The following is a 17,405-nucleotide window of genomic DNA, read 5'->3' on the forward strand; positions in this document are numbered from 1 at the left end:
TTTTCGTGCGAAGGCTCTGATCTTAACTCCGAAATTTTTGTCCATTTTTTGACATTCTGCGCAGAAAGCTTAGGTTCTTGCCTGAACTGGAAACCGGAACGGAAGGATAAACTTTGAGTATCGAACGAATTTCCATGAAGATGGCGACGCTCCTTGCCGGCACGGCCCTCATGTTCAGTGCGACCGCGGTTAATGCCGCATCACTCGACGAAATCAAGGAAAACGGCACGATCCGCATCGCCGTGGCCAACGAAATCCCCTACGGGTTCGTCGATCCGACCGGCGCTGCCAAAGGAGCGGGCCCCGATGTGGCGAAGCACATCATGGATGCGCTTGGTGTTGAAAAGATCGAATGGATCACCACGGATTTTTCCTCGCTGATACCGGGCCTCAAGGCCGACCGTTTCGATATGGTCGCAGCCGAGATGGCAATTCTGCCGCAGCGTTGCCAGACCGTGCTCTTCTCCGAGCCCAACAGCTCCTATGGCGAGGGGCTTCTGGTGGCTGATGGCAATCCCAAGGATGTTCACGCCTATTCGGATTTCGCTGAGAACAAGGATCTGAAGATCGCCATCATGGCTGGCGCCGATCAACTTGAAATGATGCAGGCGCTTGGTGTGCCGGAAGGACAGATTGTGACGCTTTCGGCAAACTCGGATGCGATCTCGAACGTTTCTACCGGGCGTGCCGATGCCTACGCGGCCACCAGCCTGACCGCCGCCAATCTTGCGGAGAAGTCCGACAAGGTTGAAGTGGCTGCCAATTTCACCGATCCGGTGATTGACGGCAATCCGGTGCGCAGCTGGGGCGGCTTCACCTTTGCGCAGGGTTCCGAGGGCCTGCGCGATGCGGTGAACGGTGAACTCGCAAAGTTCAAGGAAACCGACGAGTGGAGGGAAATCCTCACCTCCTACGGTTTTTCGGATGCCGATGTGAAAGGTTCCGGCGAGCGCACGACGGAAGAGCTGTGCAGCGCCTCTGAGTAACCAAGCGGGAGCACCGGCGGGTTTGAGATGATCCGCCGGTGCGCCGACCTTGCTGCCTGCGAATGGAGCGTGCATGAATGAAATGACCTGGACCGATTACCTCCCCGTCCTGTGGGAGGGGGCTTGGGTGACGATCCAGTTGACTTTTTGGTCGACCATCTTCGGGGCGCTGCTGTCGTTTGCGGCCGGCCTCGGTAAGCTCTCGTCCAATCGTGCGCTGCGCTGGCTTTCGGTTGCCTATATCGAGGTGTTTCGAGGAACGTCGCTGCTCGTTCAGCTGTTCTGGCTTTATTTTGCATTGCCGCTAGTCGGCGAGGCGATTGGTGTGAACCTGCGGCTTCCGCCAGTCGTGGCCGGAATTCTGGCCTTGTCGCTCAACATCGGCGCTTACGGAGCGGAAGTGGTGCGCGGCGCGGTGCAGGCGGTGGCCCGCAGTCAGTATGAAGCAGCCAAAGCGCTCAACTGCACCCGGCGTCAGACCTTGTTCCGGATCGCTCTCCCGCAAGCCATTCCCGAGATGATGCCCCCCTTCGACAATCTGGCGATCCAGAACCTCAAGGATACGGCTCTCGTCTCTCTCATCTCACTCGCGGATCTTGCGATGCGCGCCGAGCAGCTGCGCAACTACACACAGGACAGCCCGACAATCTATACGCTCGTCATCCTCATGTATTTCGGCATGGCGCTGGTTCTGACCGCGTTGATGCGGCTTCTGGCGCGCGGCGTTGGCCGCTGGCGTCCGGCGGGGAGATAGCCCATGCTCTTCGGTATCGAATGGGACGCAACCAACAGCTGGACGCTGGCCGTCTCGATCTTTCCAATCCTTCTACATGGTTTGTGGGTGACGCTTCAGGCGACCGTGCTGGGGTTCTTCATCGCGGTTGTTCTGGGGCTCGTGCTGGCGGTTTTGAAGGCCGCGCCAACGCGTCTTGTTTCATGGCCGACACGGTTGATTTCGGAGTTCCTGCGTGACACGCCGCTCCTGATCCAGCTCTTCTTCCTTTATTATGTGCTGCCGGAATTCGGCATCGTTTTGCCAGCCTTTCTGACGGGTGCGATCGCGCTTGGCGTTCAGTATTCCGCCTATCTGTCGGAGGTTTATCGCGCGGGGATCGAAGCCGTTCCCATCGGCCAGCACGAGGCGGCGCGCGCTCTCAATTTCGCGCCGACCCGCACTTTCACCCATATCATTCTGCCCCAGGCCATCCCCCGCATCGTGCCGGCGATGGGCAATTACCTGGTCTCGATCAGCAAGGATGTTCCCGTCCTCTCTGTGGTGACGGTGCTCGAGCTTCTGAATGTCGCAACAATTATTGGCGACCGCACGTTCAATTACTTGGTGCCGCTTTCCATGGTGGGCGGTCTCTATCTCATCATGACGCTGCTGGCTGCCCAGGGCGTCAAGCGCCTCGACATGGCGCTGCCCAAAACGGGGATACCGCTGAAATGACAGAACCGATCATCAGATTTGAAAAGGTGGTGAAGCGTTTCGGCGACGTGACGGTTCTCGATGGCCTCGACTTCACTGTTGCCCCTGGCGAAAAGGTTACGATCATTGGACCTTCCGGCTCGGGAAAGTCCACGATACTGCGCATTCTCATGACCCTGGAGGATATCTCCGATGGTGTGGTCTGGGTAGGAGACGAGCCTCTGTGGCATGAGAAAGCCGCTGATGGCACGCTGAAGCCTGCCTCCGAGGCGCATCTGCACCGGATGCGGACACGGCTTGGCATGGTATTCCAGAGCTTCAACCTGTTTCCGCACATGACGGTGTTGCGCAACATCACCGAGGCGCCGGTGCACGTGTTGAAGGTCGGCAAGGCCGAGGCCAGAGAGCGCGCCATGGGGCTTCTCGATATGGTCGGCCTGACCGAACACGCCGACAAATTTCCCTATCAGCTGTCCGGGGGGCAGCAGCAGCGCGTTGCGATAGCCCGCGCACTGGCGATGCGCCCCGATATATTGCTTTTCGACGAGCCGACCTCGGCGCTCGATCCGGAGCTGGTGGGTGAGGTGCAGGAAGTGATCCGCAAGCTTGCGGAGGAGCACGATCTGACAATGCTTCTGGTGACCCATGAGATGCGCTTTGCCCGCGAAATCTCCGACCGGGTCTGTTTCATCGATGCTGGCGCTATCCGTGAAGAAGGTGCGCCGGAAGAGCTTTTCACTGCCCCAACGGAGGAACGTACCCAGGACTTCCTGCGCGCGGTGCTGGACGACGGCTAGAGGCCGTACCTCTTCTGCCTGAAACGCCGAAGACCCGGTCGATCCTCTTTTTTCGCGGCAGTGGTGCATGCGGCATCTTCAAAGAATTTCGGAATGTTTGAAAACGTGATTCTGCATTGAAGGTGTCGCCAGCAGCCAGTTCCGAGGGGCATTTGCGTCGATCACGTCACGTTTTAACGGCAGCGCTGTTGCTGTCTGACCGCTGGGACAGACAGGAATGAAGGGATGACGGTTGCGGTTGCCCCCTCGTAGTTGTAAGCGACCAGCAATGGAACCTTTGCCCGGACGATAATGACCATGGCGCTTTGGAAGAGTATCCGGCCCTATCTTTCCGCGGCCATACGTTTTTTCCACATCAGTTATATCGAGGCAAAAGCTCAGCATCACGGCGCAAGGCTTGGCGTTCTCTGGGGGCCCCTTTCATCCTTGTGCTTCGTGGTCATGCTGTCGCTGATCTTCCATCATTCGGAATCGATGCCGCAGAGCGATTTCTTTCTGTATGTGTTCGTTGGATACATACTTTGGAGTTTTATCGCTGAAACGATAACTGGAAGCACCGATATCATACAGAAACGGCTTGATTTTGCTGTTCACAATGGTCTCTCGGTTCCCGGTCTTTTCGGGAAAATTCTCGTCGACCGGTTGTTTTCATATGGGTTGAACCTCGTTTCTTTGGCGCTTGTCGCGATAGTTTTTTTTCACGACAAACTTGGCGCCAGCCTTGTTCTCTTTCTTCCATTCGCCTTGATGATTGTGGCCGCGTCGTTCTTCGGAGCCTATCTGGTGAACATCATCACGATACTGTTCCCGGATACCAGGACACTATTTCAGGTCGGCGTCCGCTTCTTGTTCTTCGCCTCTCCCGTGTTCTGGAGCGCCAATGAAGTGACTGGCGGCGTTCGCGGATTGCTCACGACCTACAATCCGGTGTCCTACTTTCTGTCGATGGCAAGGCAGACGATGGGCATTCAGGTTTTTAACCCGTCTGACTGGCTCATCGCCCTTGCGGTCACGGCGGCGATCTGCGTGGCGGGCACGCTTGCCTATCTCGGCTCCCGCAATTTTATCCGAAATCTGAAATAGAAGATCATGGCTCGGATCGACATAGAAAATGCCAGCGTCAGCTATTACCTGCGCAAGCGGGGAGGAGCCTCCGGGCTGAAGGGTGGATCGGTCGGCGCCCAGATCATTGTTGGCAAGCGCTATCTTGAGATTGCTGCCCTTCGCAACATTTCCCTGTCGCTCAAAGACGGGGATCGCGTCGGCCTTGTCGGGATCAATGGATCGGGGAAATCCACTCTCTTAAAGCTCTGCGCGGGCGCTGTGGCTGCGCAATCGGGGCGTGTGTCGGTCGAGGGGACGGTGAGCCCTCAATTCGCACTTGGTTCCGGGCTGCGACCTGAGCTTACGGGTCGGCAGAATGCTGAGCTCAAATGCCTTTATATGCGTGTCCCGCAAAGTATGGTCTCCCGTTACGTAGAGGAAGTGAAGGAGCTCTCAGGCCTGGGCGGTTATTTCGAGCTGCCGATGCAGAGCTATTCTGCAGGTATGCGCTCCCGGCTCGTGATGAGTTTGCTGCGGTTGGTTCGCGGTGAAATACTGATCATGGATGAATGGATCAACGTTGCTGACCCTTCTCTCAATGCAACCGTTGGCGGTCTTCAGTCAAAGCTTATAGAGCGCTCAAAAATACTGATTTTGGCAAGTCATTCCCGGCGTGTTCTTGATGACTGGGTCAATGAGATAATGTGGATAGATAAAGGCGAAATTCGTGACTTTGGTCCAATTGGAGATGTTTATCCAAAATACCAGAAATGGCTTACAGAGAGAAATGAAAGAAAATAGTTATATTTTATGAGAAAAGAAAAATAGATTATTATTTTCGGTGTGTTTTGATGGTCGTTTAAAAATATTAATTTTCATAAATATGTAATTCTAATAAACCTTGGGTTGAATTGCCAAAAAATTTCGCAATTGATATATTTTTTGAATTATATTTCATCGGCGTTCGTGAAATTTGTATGTTGTAAATGATTTGAATTCTTGCAAAGAGCCTGTTGCGCAAATAAGACGCGAAATGGATTCGTAGACGCAACCCTGGCTACCTTTTGAGCGGTGCTTGGTTTGCGACGGCTCATGAGGTTGCTGGATTTATGAGAGTATTGTCCGTAGTCGGGACGCGGCCTGAGGCGATCAAGATGGCGCCCCTGATTCTTGCTCTGGATCAGGATGAGCGTTTCGAAGCGAGGCTCTGCATAACGGCGCAGCATCGGCAAATGCTCGATCAGGCGCTGGAGCTGTTCGGCTTGTCTCCCGCGTTCGATCTGGATGTCATGCAGCCCGGCCAGGACCTGACCGATGTCACTGCGAAGATTGTCGTCGGGATGCGTGAGATATTGAAGGAGTTTCAGCCCGATATTGTTCTTGTTCACGGTGACACCGCTACAACTTTTGCGGCAACTCTGGCTGCATATTATCAGCGTATCCCGGTGGGACATGTCGAGGCGGGGCTGCGCACGGGGAACCTCTATTCTCCGTGGCCCGAGGAAGCCAATCGCAAGCTGACTGGCGCATTGGCTGAACTGCATTTCGCGCCTACTGAAACGGCGAAGGCCAATCTGCTGCGCGAAGGCATCGACCCCGCAGGTATTCACGTCACCGGCAACACGGTTGTCGATGCGCTCTTTCATGTCGTTGGTACGCTCAAAGACGATGCTCCAGCGCAGGAGCGTTTCTGTGACCAATTTGCATTTCTGGACGAAAGCAAGCGGCTGATTCTCGTCACGGGTCACCGCCGCGAGAGTTTCGGTGGAGGTTTTGAGAGAATCTGCACGGCCTTGGCGGAGACGGTTTCACGGTTCCCCGACGTGGAAATCGTCTACCCGGTGCATCTCAATCCCAATGTACAGGAGCCGGTTCGCCGCCTTCTTAGCACCAATGATCGCATTCATCTGATCGAACCGCTCGATTATTTGCCTTTCGTTCACCTGATGAACCGGTCGCACATCGTTGTGACGGATTCCGGCGGCGTTCAGGAAGAGGCCCCTTCCTTGGGAAAACCCGTTCTTGTCATGCGCGACACGACCGAACGTCCCGAAGCGGTGGCTGCCGGTACGGTGAAATTGGTGGGAACGGATGCCGGCAAGATTGCTGGCGAAATCGCCACGCTTCTTTCCGACAAGGATGCGTATGAGCGCATGAGCTTTGCTCATAACCCCTATGGTGACGGCAAGGCGTGCGAGCGCATCCTGTCGGCATTGGCAGCATTCAGGAAGGCCTGACGTCGCATGAGCTATGAAACGGTTTCCGTCATTGGTCTCGGATATATCGGTCTGCCGACCGCAGCGGTTTTGGCGTCGCGCAGAAAGACTGTCATCGGCGTCGATATTAATGTGAAGGCTGTCGAGACGATCAACCGGGGCGAAATCCATATTGTCGAGCCGGATCTCGACATGGTGGTGCGTGCTGCGGTCACGCAAGGCTTGCTGCGGGCGACAACGACGCCTGAGCCTGCGGATGCCTTTTTGATTGCGGTGCCGACCCCCTTTGTCGACGGGCATCAACCGGATTTGAGATATATTCGGGAAGCCAGTTTCGCCATCGCCCCGGTGTTGAAGAAGGGTGATCTCGTCATTCTGGAATCCACGTCTCCCGTGGGCGCGACGGAGGAGATGGCTGAGTGGCTTCAGGAAAAGCGACCGGATCTCACCTTCCCGCAAACGCATGGCGAGAATTCTGACATCCGCGTGGCCCATTGTCCCGAGCGGGTCTTGCCGGGGCATGTGCTGAAGGAGCTGGTTGCCAATGATCGCGTCATCGGCGGCATGACACGGCGTTGCTCCGATGCTGCGGCCGAACTTTACAAGACCTTCGTGGAAGGCGAATGCATCATCACGAATGCGCGTACCGCCGAGATGTGCAAGCTGACCGAAAACAGCTTCCGCGATGTGAATATCGCGTTCGCCAACGAGCTTTCGATCATCTGCGACAGATTGGGCATTGACGTCTGGGAGCTGATCCGTCTGGCAAATCATCATCCGCGAGTGAACATTCTGCAGCCAGGCCCAGGTGTCGGCGGGCATTGTATCGCGGTCGATCCGTGGTTCATCGTTGCGAAGACCCCGGACGAGGCTCGTCTCATTCGCACTGCGCGTGAAGTGAACGATGGCAAGCCTGAATGGGTGGTGGAGAAAATTCGCCACGCGGTCAGCGAGTTCCTGCTTTCCAATCCGGATCGAACGGCAGCCAGTGTGAAGGTTGCCTGTTTCGGTTTGAGCTTCAAGCCGGACATCGACGATCTGCGTGAGAGCCCATCCATTGAAATCGTGAAGCGCTTTTGCGCCGATTTTGGCGGGCATGTCCTCGTTGTCGAGCCTCATGTTGACAGTTTGCCAACCAATCTGGGGACAGCGCAGTTATCGGCGCTTGAAGAGGCCGTGAGCAGCGCGGATATTCATGTGGTGCTTGTGGGGCACAAGGCCTTCAAGACTTCGCAGCTTTTACGCGGCGTTTCCACCCTGGATTTTTCCGGTGCCATCGCTGGGGTGATGAAAGCGGGTTAAAAAAGGAATCCATGTAACTGTCGGGGGCATTTGTCAGGGGAAGGACGGTTCGAATGGGGCGCGAAGTATGGTGAAAATACCAGCGCTCAGCATGTTCGGGCCGCTCGGGCATCTTCTGAGAGGCTTTTGAAATGACTGGTTTCAATCGGATATCGATCGACGGCGCTGAATATCTCATTGCGCTGCCGAACCAGGAGACCGACTACATCCAGAAAAAGATTGTCGAAGAGGAGCAGCCCTACGAGCTGCCCATGCTTCGTGACATTGCCAAGCGTGTTCGTCCCGACGGTCTTGTCCTGGATATTGGCGCAAATGTCGGCAACCACACACTTTATCTGGCTGCTGTTGTCGGTTGCAGCGTACATGCGTTCGAACCGAATGCCTCGCTATGCGAAGCATTGAATCTGAGCGTTGAAGCCAACGAGCTTTCGAAGAAAGTCGAAGTTCACTGTGTTGGTCTCGGACGAGAGCCTGCGAAGGCGCATTTCGGGCATACCGACGAAAGCAACCTCGGTGGCCAATCCCTCGCGATCGGATCGGATGAGGGCGACATCATCGATGTGATGCGCCTCGACGATCTGATCTTCGACAGGCCGGTCGAAGCCATGAAGATCGATGTGGAAGGCATGGAGATCGATGTCCTCGAGGGGGCCTCGGAACTCGTGCGCCGAGATCGCCCGCTTCTGTATGTGGAGTGTCTGAACGAGCAGGATTTTCAGAATATTCGCGATTGGCTGGAGCCGTTCGATTATTGCTACTGGGACACGTTCAACGCCACGCCCACACATCTTTTCGTGCGCGGTGAAAGCGTAACGGAGGCGCAACGCATTGATCGCCTCATGACCAAGCTCGTGCGTGAGGGCTACCAGCGCGAGGAGCGTATTCATAGCCTGCGCTCCCAGCTCGATCAGGCCAACAAGAAGTATCACGATGCAGTGGAACAGGTTTCGGTCCTGAAGCAAAGATTTCACGATGCGAATCTGAAATACCGCGAAGTCTCCGAACGGCAGCAATCGATGAAGCGCGAAGTCGAGCTGCAAAAGACGATTCGGGAGAAGGACCTCCAGCTGGTTTCCGAACGCTCTGATGCTCAGAAAAAGCTCTTTGAAGAACGCCTTGAAGAACTCCAGCGCGGAAAAGCACTGGTTGAAGCACAGCTCAAGGAAGTGCTCACCCAGCACCAGGGTACACAGGAAAAGGCGCTCGATATCGAGGCATCGAGCGCGCAGGTCATGCGTGAGCTTAACGAACGACAGGCCGAGATAAGAGGTCTCCGCGACGAACTGACTGTCGCAAACCGGCGATATGACGAGACTGTGCAACTCAATGCTTCTCTGAAGGCGGAGATCGAGGTCCGGCGATCTTCACATCAGGAGGAATTGACGGCTGCGGACAGACATGCGGAAGCGCAACGTAGCATGTTTGAAACTGAATTGGCGCGCCTCGGCGATGAAAATGCGGAATTGGAAACGCGAATGCAGGAAGTGGACGAAAAGCGAGAGGCCGCAGAAGCGGCCCTTCGGGAGCTCGAGCAAACCCATGACGACGCTGACCGGGAATTGGTTGAGCTGCGTTCGCAGCTTGAAGCTTTGAAGGCGGAGCTTGCTGAAAGCCACGACAAATACAGGTTGCAGGCACAGGAATTCGAGCAGCTCAAACGATCCTTAGAAGCCGAGCGCGAGGCATTCCATCAGGAGCGCGCTGATCAGCAGGAGCGGCAAAGGGCACAAAGTGCGCTCCTGGAAAGCAGTGTTACCCAAGCTCGCACCGAAGCGTCTGTAGCCGAAAAGCGGTTGCGAGACCAGTTGCATGCAACAAACCTCAAATATCGCAAGGTCACCCAGCAACTCGATAAGGTGCGGCGTTCGCGCGCTTTCGAGGCGGCAACACATCTGAAGCAGGCCCGCCAATCCTGGAAATCGGCGGTCAAGCTGCCTTGGCGCCTGCTGAAACTGACCCGTTCCAATCGTAGTGGCGCGTCAGGGAAAGCTATTTTAGCGAGCGAGGCTGACCGGAATGAACCGGTTGCACCGGTTGTTCTTTCTACAAATTTCGCCGAACGGATCACGGACATTCCGCAGAAGAAGTTGCGGATGGCCTGCATCATGGATGATTTCACCTTTCAATCGTATCAGCCTGAATGCGAACTGTTCGCCCTGACGCCGGATGCCTGGCTGGAAGAACTTGAAGGCTTTCGTCCCGACATGCTGTTCATCGAAGCGGCCTGGCGGGGCAAGGACGAGCTTTGGGGCAGCAAAGTCGGTCACACCAGCCAGGAATTGAAGGGCATCGTGCAGTGGTGCCGGGAGCGGAAAATTCCGACCGCCTTCTGGAACAAGGAAGATCCGGTCCACTTCGAGACCTTTTTGAACACGGCGCGGCTGTTCGATCTGGTTTTCACTACGGACATGGATTGCATCCATCGCTACAAGGCGGCTTTGGGGCATGAGCGTGTGTACCTGCTTCCATTTGCCTGTCAGCCCAAGGTGAACAATCCGATTGAGAAATATGAGCGCCGGGACGCATTCTGCTTTGCTGGCGCCTATTATGTTCGCTACCCCGAGCGAACGCGGGATCTGGGCAATTTCGTTTCTCATCTGTCACAATATCGGCCGCTGGAAATTTATGATCGTAATCTTGGAAAAGATCATCCTGATTATAAATTTCCCGATGAATATCAGTCTTTTATCGTAGGGAACCTGCCCTTTGAGCAGATCGATAAGGCGTATAAGGGCTATCGATATGCAATCAATCTGAACTCCATCAAGCAATCGCAGACCATGTTCGCGCGTCGCGTATATGAGTTGCTGGCTTCCAACACGATCACGATCAGCAACTACTCACGTGGCGTCCGGCTGCTATTCGGTGATCTTGTCATCACCAGCGATGATGGCGCTGAGATTATTCGAAGGCTGGAGCAACTCGATAGCGATGAATATCGGCTGCGAAAGTTCCGCCTCGCGGGCCTACGCAAGGTGATGAGCGAGCACACTTATCAGGATCGGCTTTCTTATGTGCTGTCCAAGGTCAACGAGGCGCGCGCGCCACAGCGCCTGCCGGAAGTGCTTGTGACGGGACATGCGAATACGCAGGCGGAAGCCGATGCGCTTCTTTCCCATTTCAATCGCCAGACCTATGACAGGAAGCGGCTTCTCCTTGCCGTGCCCCGCTCCTTGCGCAGGCGTATTCCTGCGGGCCAGAACGTGACGGTTGTCAACGCGTCCGATAAACGTGGTCTCGGTGAGATCGCTGCCGGTTCCGAATGGATTGCGGGTATGGTCGCCGGGGATTTCTACGGAACGAACTATCTGACAGACCTCGTTCTGGCGACCCGCTATAGTGATGCGCTGGCGATCGGCAAGGGGACGTGCTTCTCTTGGAAGCGTGAAAGTGCGGAGCTTCAGGCACCGGACGCGGCCCTCGAATACAAGTTCGTGCCGCAATTGCGGTATCGCTCGGCGATTGTTCATATGACCAGAATTGCCGACCTCTCCTTCAATGCGTTTACTTCGGATTTGGCTGACGGTGAGATTGAGGAGGTTGGAGCCCTTTCCATAGATGCGTTCAATTATTGTCGTGATGGCAATATTGAGGGTGCTGAGCGGGAAGCAATTGAAAACACCGTTAGCGATCTTGCCGATCTGGATGTCGGTTTACCGCTCGCCGATCTCGTGACGCGCGTGGAGGGTATTGAAGCGGAAGTGCAGTCCGAAGATGAAGCGCCTGTGCTTTCCGGTGCGGAACTCGCCGGCTTCTTCAAGAGCCCTGCGAACAAGCCCTATCGTTTGAGCGTGGAGGGTGCGGGTTGGGTGGTGAGTTCGTCACTGCCCGACGGCAAGCATGACTATCTTTATGCCGCTCAGGATGTCACGCCGGAGGAACTGGATTTCAACGATCTGGCGTTATTTCATCTGGACGTGACGCCTGGCCTGAATCTTCAGATGGTTCTGTTGTTCCTTGACGCAAACAAGCAGAGGATCGCGGCAGAGGTGCGTCCATCCAATCGCAATCATTCAGTGCGCATCCCTGAGGGCACGGCTTTTATTCGCATGGGCTTGCGCATTTACGGCAATGGCGATGCCACGATCAACGGGCTTGTTCTGGGAGCACGCCGTCTGCATCCTGCCGAGGTCGTGGGCCGCAGCAAATATCTCCTGCTGACGAACCATTATCCAAGCTACAGCGATCTATACCGCAATGGCTTCGTGCACAGCCGTGTGAAGGCCTACAAGGATCGCGGCGTGGACGTTGACGTTTTCCGCCTGCGTAAGGGGGAGGCGCTGGGCTATCACGAGTTTCAGGATGTCGATGTCATCACCGGTTCGCAAGAAGCTTTGGAAACGCTGCTGAAAAAGGGCGATTACCGGCATGTTCTGGTCCATTTCCTCGACCCGGACATGTGGACCGTTCTCAAGAACCATATCGATAAGGTCAAGGTCACCGTCTGGGTGCATGGCGCGGAGGTTCAGCCCTGGCATCGACGCGAGTATAATTATACCGACAGCGTTGCGCTGGAAAAAGCGAAGCAGGAAAGCGAAAAAAGAATGTCGTTCTGGAGGCATGTTCTCCAGGATATGCACGAAAATTTATCGCTTGTTTTTGTTTCGAATTATTTCGCTGAAGAAGTTATATCTGATGTTGGCGTAAATATTGATAAGGATAAATATAGGGTTATAAATAATCCAATCAATACAAATCTTTTTGATTATGTAGAAAAAGACGAGAGTCATAGAAAAAAAGTTTTGTCTATCCGCCCATTTGCATCCAGAAAGTATGCAAATGATTTGACTGTCGAGGCGATCGTTTATCTCAAAGACAAGCCTTGGTTCAATGACATGGATTTCCATATCGTTGGCGATGGGGCTCTGTTTGAAGAGACATTGCGCCCCCTACAGGGGGTGGAGAATGTTAAGATCGAACGGCGGTTTTTGAGCCAGAACGAAATTGCATCCCTCCATAAGGAATATGGAATCTTCCTCACTCCCACGAGAATGGACGCGCAAGGGGTGTCTCGTGATGAAGCCATGTCTTCAGGGCTTGTTCCGATAACCAACTCAGTTGCGGCAATCCCCGAATTCGTGGATGAGGACTGCGGCGTGCTCGTGCCCGCCGAGGATGCGCGCGCAATGGCCAATGGAATTGAGAGGCTGTTTGAAAATCCCGATCTGTTCGTATCTCTGTCGCGCGGTGCGGCTGCGCGTGTCCGAAACCAATCAGCTCAGAAAATAGTAGTCGAACAGGAACTGTCCCAATTTATCGAGTGATACGCATAAATAAGCCGCGCCGAAAATATTGGAGCGGCTTATTTATTTCATGAATTCCAGAATTCTTTGTCTTTTTTGTAGTATTCTGAAACGATAAGTTCTGCTGATGGCAATGTTCCATCTTCACCATAGGCGCTTTTGCGGCCAACGGTTGAAAGGCGTTTTGGGAAATCGTGAATTATTCCTATTTCCTTTAAACGCTCATTGTCTCCCAACTTGAAGATAAAATCCGGAAGGACCTGATCGTGGCTCGTGATGGTCATCCACTGAGGCTTGATGTGTGGGTCGCAATATTCCGGGGGAATATGGGAGATGAACTTCGCAGCCATTTCAGCAGAAACATCTTCGTCCATCAAAACTGAAATTGGACGAATGAAGTGCTCTTCATTCGGACTTCCCTTCGGCGCCAGCAGCTTGTCGCGGAAGAAGGAACCGAAGCGATCCATGGGTTCTCGTATGAACGTGAATTTCTTGTATCCGTGATAACGCTCATCGGTGGGGTCGATCGATTGATTGAGCGAAGTACTGCTGCTTGTATCGCGATCGGCAAATTCCTGAAAATGCGTATGCGCGAGCGCGCGGAATGAAGAAGTGCCGCATTTGTAGATTGGCAGGAAGATAACCTTTACTTCCTCGACCACGACAGCCGTACGCAGGGGCGTTTTGAGAAAGTTCTGACTGTCCGGTATGACGATGGCCGCTTCCTTGACACCTGCTGCCTTGAGGGCTGCGAGTGAGCGGAACCAGGAGCCGAACGCATTGTCGATGATGGCCGGCTTTCCGGATTTGGCGAAATCCCGGGCGAGGCTCAAACGCTCGTCCCATGGCAGGGTTGTCTTTGCGAGAAAAGGCGCCCCTTCCGCTCGTGCCTGTTCCTGCGAGAAGAGCACACGCATACCGAATAAGTCCGCAACATCACCTGTCATCATATGGATGATTTTCCTAGCCGCATTCTAGTGTCTTTGATGAGAACGAGCCTGGGACCCGTTTCAGTCTTGGCGTCACATTCGCTTGTCCCAGGCTGGCAGGGTTGTCAGGAATGCCCCTGCATAACGATTTCAACTAGGATAATTATCAAGACTGCGCAACCAACGTAGAGGTACCCCTTGCAACGGAAAGTGAGCGGGGTCTTTGGGTTGATCCTTTCGGTGTTTGCACTATCACATGAAGCTCCAGTGGCTACGCCGGTATCAGAAAGCAGTGAGTGCAACCCATGAATGGTTCGCCCAACATTCACGTCCGTCTTATCGATGCCCTTCGCGCTGATCTTGCAGCGCGGGAAGAGGAGGTGAGGCGCCTGCGCGATAGCGCCAGGTATCGCGCGGGTGGATGGTTGCTCACCGGCTGGCCTCCTGGACGTGAGACACTGAAGCTTGTGCCACGCTTGCTTCGTCTTTTCTGGGGGAAAAGCAGGCGCGCGGTGAAAAAGCCTTCAATCAGGAAAATGCTGGGTACCGGCGATACCTTCGATGCAGCGTCTGTTCTGGTTCTGGGGGCTTGTGAAGGGGGCTTGCCTTCGTTGAAAGCAAAGGCCTGGCAGACGGACGATGTCGTTTCGATGGCGCGCCGCCTCGACGCGGCAAAGACACCGGGAACGCTGATTTTGTGCCGCCAGGATCCGGAAATTCTCAGGCGCTTGGCGCGATTGCGCATGATGGGGTGGCAGGTTTTCTGGCACTCCGCCTGCAAGAAGGACGAAGACGATCCGGCCTTACGCGCCTATCTGCGGGCGCATGCTCTGGAATATCGGGAGCCATGAAGCCGATGAGGATTCTTTACGGCTATCGATACGGGATCGTCGGAGGCGTATCGACGCAGTTGATCTTGCGGCAAGGCGCATTGCGGCGGGCCGGCCACGATTGCGAGCTTTTTTTCACGCAGGACAACGGCCTTGGAGCCGTCTTGACCGAGCGCCAAGGAATTCACTTCGGCTCGCCTGCGAAATTCCGCCGTCTGGTTCGAGCCGGTCGCTTCGACGCCGTGGTAATCATCGATACGCCGGAACTGCTCGATCTTGCCGCAGGGCTCGTATTTCATCGCGTTCCGGTCTTTCTGGATATTCACACCACCACCAGCGCGGGGCTGGCGTATCTGCGCGACGTCGACATTTCGAAACTTTCGGGAATCATGGTGCCGACGGTCTACTCGTCGAATCTTGTGCGCGCCCGATTGCCCAAAGCCGACCGCGTGAGTGTGGTGCCGAACATTATCGACAGCGATCTTTTCGCGCCTCGACCGATTACCGATACGAGTGAAGAGCAGGAAAAGGACCTGACCCGTGAATTCGTTTGGGTGGGGAAACTGGACCAACATAAGAATTGGCGGCTGGCATTGATTTACACCGCGCTTTTCAAGCAGCTTCTGGGAAATGTTCGCCTTACGCTGATAGGCGGATACACGGCCCCTGAGAAGCAGGCCCGCGCGTTTTTTGATTTGGCCTGTGAGCTGGGTGTTTCGTCCGATGTCGATTGGCTGGATCGCGTCGAAAACAGAATGTTGCCGGCTATTTATTGCCGCAGCGCCGAAAGCGGCGGCGCCATGCTCGTGACATCGCGTGACGAGTCCTTTGGCATGGCTGCGGCGGAAGCGCTGCTTTGCGGCTGCCCGCTCATCGCGAACGATCTGCCGGTTTTCAGGGAAGTCTTCCCAGACAGCCCCCTTGTCCAGTTGCTAGACATATGGCGACCCGAAGAGGTGGCCGCTGCCGCCGGGCGCCTTTCCCGGCCGGATACGGCTCAAGTCGAAGAATTGCGCAACGAGCTCGCCGCGCGTTATGGCCCGCAAGCGTTTCTTGTGAGCATGGAAAAGGCCCTGGGAGGCATGAATGCTGCCTGAATCGGGGCTGGAGACGGTGCAAACGGAATTGAAGCGGTTGCAGGATGAAAACAGACGGTTGCGCGAAAGCGCGAGCTTCCGTCTGGGGCATCTTCTGGTTTCTGCGGCGCAGTCGCCGCGGCGCATGCTTTCATTGCCAGTGGATTTGGTTCGGCTGGTTGCCGAACTGAGACGGGGCAAGGCATTCTCGGAGTGGGTGCCCCGGCAATGCGCGATGGTGCGGGAACAATGGCACAGCCTTGCTTGTGATCTCCGGCTGAGGAATGACGGCGCATTCGTTTTCCTCTTCTCTGGCACGACCTTCATTCAGGGAACGAGAGGAAACCGCCCCATACGACAGGCACAGGCTTTGCTTGGAAGAAAGGTGCCGGTGCTGTTCAGCTATCATCGCAGTCGGCCGCTTGATGATCTGCCGGTGTCCGCAAATCCATCGCTTATTCAAAGCCCCGTGGACGTGACGATGCAGTTGATGGAAGAGTTTGCCACGGAAGATCTGGGTGCGCTTCGAAAGCTCTTCATTGTCTCATACCCCTATCCTGGCATCGAGCGATATATTGCGCTGTTCCGCTCCAATGGCTGGAAGATTATCTACGACTGCAGGGACGATTGGGAGGAGTTCGCCAAGGTTGGAATGGCGCGCTGGTTTGATGCAGAAGTGGAGAGCCGGCTGGTTGCGCAGGTGGATAGAACTTACTGCGTTTCCACTCCTCTGGTCGCCAAGATGCAACGCTTGGCGCCGGGCAGTCAGGTTGCCTTGATGCCCAACGCCGTGGAGACCGATTTCCTGCCTCCCGACTATCGTCACGAGCCGCAATCCTCGCCACCTATCGTGGGATATTTCGGCCATCTCTCGTCCGCATGGTTCAACTGGGATGCGTTTGAGGAGATTGCCCGCCGGCTCCCGCAATACCGTTTCGAGATTATTGGCCATTCGGCGCCTGAGGACCGAAATCTGCCTCCCAATGTGGAGCTTCTGGGGCCGAAGCCCTGGCAGGAACTGCATCGCTATGCGCGTCGATGGAGTGCGGCCATCATACCATTTCGTATCGGTGCCCTGAGCGATGGTGTCGATCCCATCAAGATTTATGAATATCTGTCCTTTGGGCTACCGGTGGTGTCGTTCCGGATGCCCCAGATAAGGAACTATCCCTATACGGTCACGGTCGAGACCGTCGACGCATTCTGCAACGCCTTGGAACGCGCATGCGGTACCGTGGTGGAGCGCGGCGTCATCGATGCCTTTCTGGCGCGCAATACCTGGGAAGTCCGCGCAGAGGAATTGTTGCAGATTCTCGACGATAAAATGGGTCGCTGAAGCCATCTGCGCCGTGCTGATGTCCGGCACTCTAGCCACAGAAGGCCTGTTTCGTCCCCGCTTGCCTTGGCGGCTTATGGGTGTCGTCGCTTCGGATGCAATGTGAAGACATTATAATTGATGGCTTAGATCATTGTAATGAAAGTACTTCACGGCTAGGTAGCGCTCGACCCCGATCATGCACCTTGGAATTTGACCCCATGCATACAGTCTTGAG

13 protein-coding genes are annotated in these 17,405 nt (G+C 55.1%); 12 read left to right on the plus strand and 1 reads right to left on the minus strand.

Features of this window, described 5'->3' with window-relative positions:
* The first annotated feature begins 113 nt into the window (after window positions 1-113).
* The 9 genes from ehuB (at window position 114) to NA8A_RS17440 (ending at window position 13,038) form a co-directional block, all read left to right on the plus strand.
* The gene (gene ehuB, locus NA8A_RS17400) at window positions 114-986 is read left to right on the plus strand and encodes an ectoine/hydroxyectoine ABC transporter substrate-binding protein EhuB (protein WP_009451679.1); all 873 of its coding nucleotides are present in this window, start codon (window positions 114-116) and stop codon (window positions 984-986) included.
* A gap of 82 nt (window positions 987-1,068) precedes the next feature.
* Complete coding sequence (gene ehuC / locus NA8A_RS17405) at window positions 1,069-1,740, plus strand: ectoine/hydroxyectoine ABC transporter permease subunit EhuC (RefSeq protein ID WP_040672962.1); 672 nt, start codon at window positions 1,069-1,071, stop codon at window positions 1,738-1,740.
* A 3-nt stretch (window positions 1,741-1,743) separates the two neighbouring features.
* Window positions 1,744-2,436, plus strand: a complete 693-nt coding sequence (gene ehuD / locus NA8A_RS17410) for an ectoine/hydroxyectoine ABC transporter permease subunit EhuD (protein ID WP_009451681.1) — start codon at window positions 1,744-1,746, stop codon at window positions 2,434-2,436.
* Window positions 2,433-3,212, plus strand: coding sequence for an ectoine/hydroxyectoine ABC transporter ATP-binding protein EhuA (ehuA, locus tag NA8A_RS17415; RefSeq protein ID WP_009451682.1), 780 nt, complete (start codon window positions 2,433-2,435; stop codon window positions 3,210-3,212). The genes ehuD and ehuA overlap by 4 nt, the downstream gene beginning before the upstream one ends.
* 291 nt (window positions 3,213-3,503) lie before the next feature.
* Window positions 3,504-4,295, plus strand: coding sequence for an ABC transporter permease (locus NA8A_RS17420; RefSeq protein ID WP_009451683.1), 792 nt, complete (start codon window positions 3,504-3,506; stop codon window positions 4,293-4,295).
* 6 nt (window positions 4,296-4,301) lie between these two features.
* Window positions 4,302-5,057, plus strand: coding sequence for an ABC transporter ATP-binding protein (locus NA8A_RS17425; protein ID WP_009451684.1), 756 nt, complete (start codon window positions 4,302-4,304; stop codon window positions 5,055-5,057).
* A 308-nt stretch (window positions 5,058-5,365) separates the two neighbouring features.
* Window positions 5,366-6,493, plus strand: a complete 1,128-nt coding sequence (gene wecB / locus NA8A_RS17430) for a non-hydrolyzing UDP-N-acetylglucosamine 2-epimerase (protein ID WP_009451685.1) — start codon at window positions 5,366-5,368, stop codon at window positions 6,491-6,493.
* A gap of 6 nt (window positions 6,494-6,499) precedes the next feature.
* Window positions 6,500-7,774, plus strand: a complete 1,275-nt coding sequence (gene wecC, locus NA8A_RS17435; protein WP_009451686.1) for a UDP-N-acetyl-D-mannosamine dehydrogenase — start codon at window positions 6,500-6,502, stop codon at window positions 7,772-7,774.
* Window positions 7,775-7,905: 131 nt separating this feature from the next.
* Window positions 7,906-13,038 carry an FkbM family methyltransferase gene (locus tag NA8A_RS17440; RefSeq protein ID WP_009451687.1) on the plus strand — a complete coding sequence of 1,711 codons (5,133 nt, stop codon included), beginning with the start codon at window positions 7,906-7,908 and terminating at the stop codon, window positions 13,036-13,038.
* 47 nt (window positions 13,039-13,085) lie between these two features.
* On the opposite strand, the gene NA8A_RS17445 is transcribed toward NA8A_RS17440, so the two are convergent.
* The gene (locus NA8A_RS17445; protein WP_009451689.1) at window positions 13,086-13,967 is read right to left on the minus strand and encodes a sulfotransferase family 2 domain-containing protein; all 882 of its coding nucleotides are present in this window, start codon (window positions 13,965-13,967) and stop codon (window positions 13,086-13,088) included.
* Window positions 13,968-14,458: 491 nt separating this feature from the next.
* Here NA8A_RS17445 and NA8A_RS25145 point away from each other — a divergent pair, with 491 nt between their 5' ends.
* Genes NA8A_RS25145 through NA8A_RS17460 form a run of 3 tightly spaced genes read left to right on the plus strand, consistent with a single transcriptional unit; the run spans window position 14,459 to window position 17,188 of the window.
* Window positions 14,459-14,797 (plus strand): hypothetical protein, encoded by a 339-nt coding sequence (locus tag NA8A_RS25145; RefSeq protein WP_143088056.1) that lies wholly within the window; start codon window positions 14,459-14,461, stop codon window positions 14,795-14,797.
* Between the two features lie 5 nt (window positions 14,798-14,802).
* Window positions 14,803-15,873, plus strand: coding sequence for a glycosyltransferase family 4 protein (locus NA8A_RS17455; protein ID WP_040672966.1), 1,071 nt, complete (start codon window positions 14,803-14,805; stop codon window positions 15,871-15,873).
* On the plus strand, window positions 15,863-17,188 hold the full coding sequence (locus NA8A_RS17460; RefSeq protein WP_009451692.1) for a glycosyltransferase: 1,326 nt from the start codon (window positions 15,863-15,865) through the stop codon (window positions 17,186-17,188). Before NA8A_RS17455 ends, NA8A_RS17460 begins: the two co-directional genes overlap by 11 nt.
* Window positions 17,189-17,405: the final 217 nt, after the last annotated feature.

The sequence above is a fragment of the Nitratireductor indicus C115 genome (assembly GCF_000300515.1).
In the GTDB taxonomy this organism is placed as follows: domain Bacteria; phylum Pseudomonadota; class Alphaproteobacteria; order Rhizobiales; family Rhizobiaceae; genus Nitratireductor; species Nitratireductor indicus.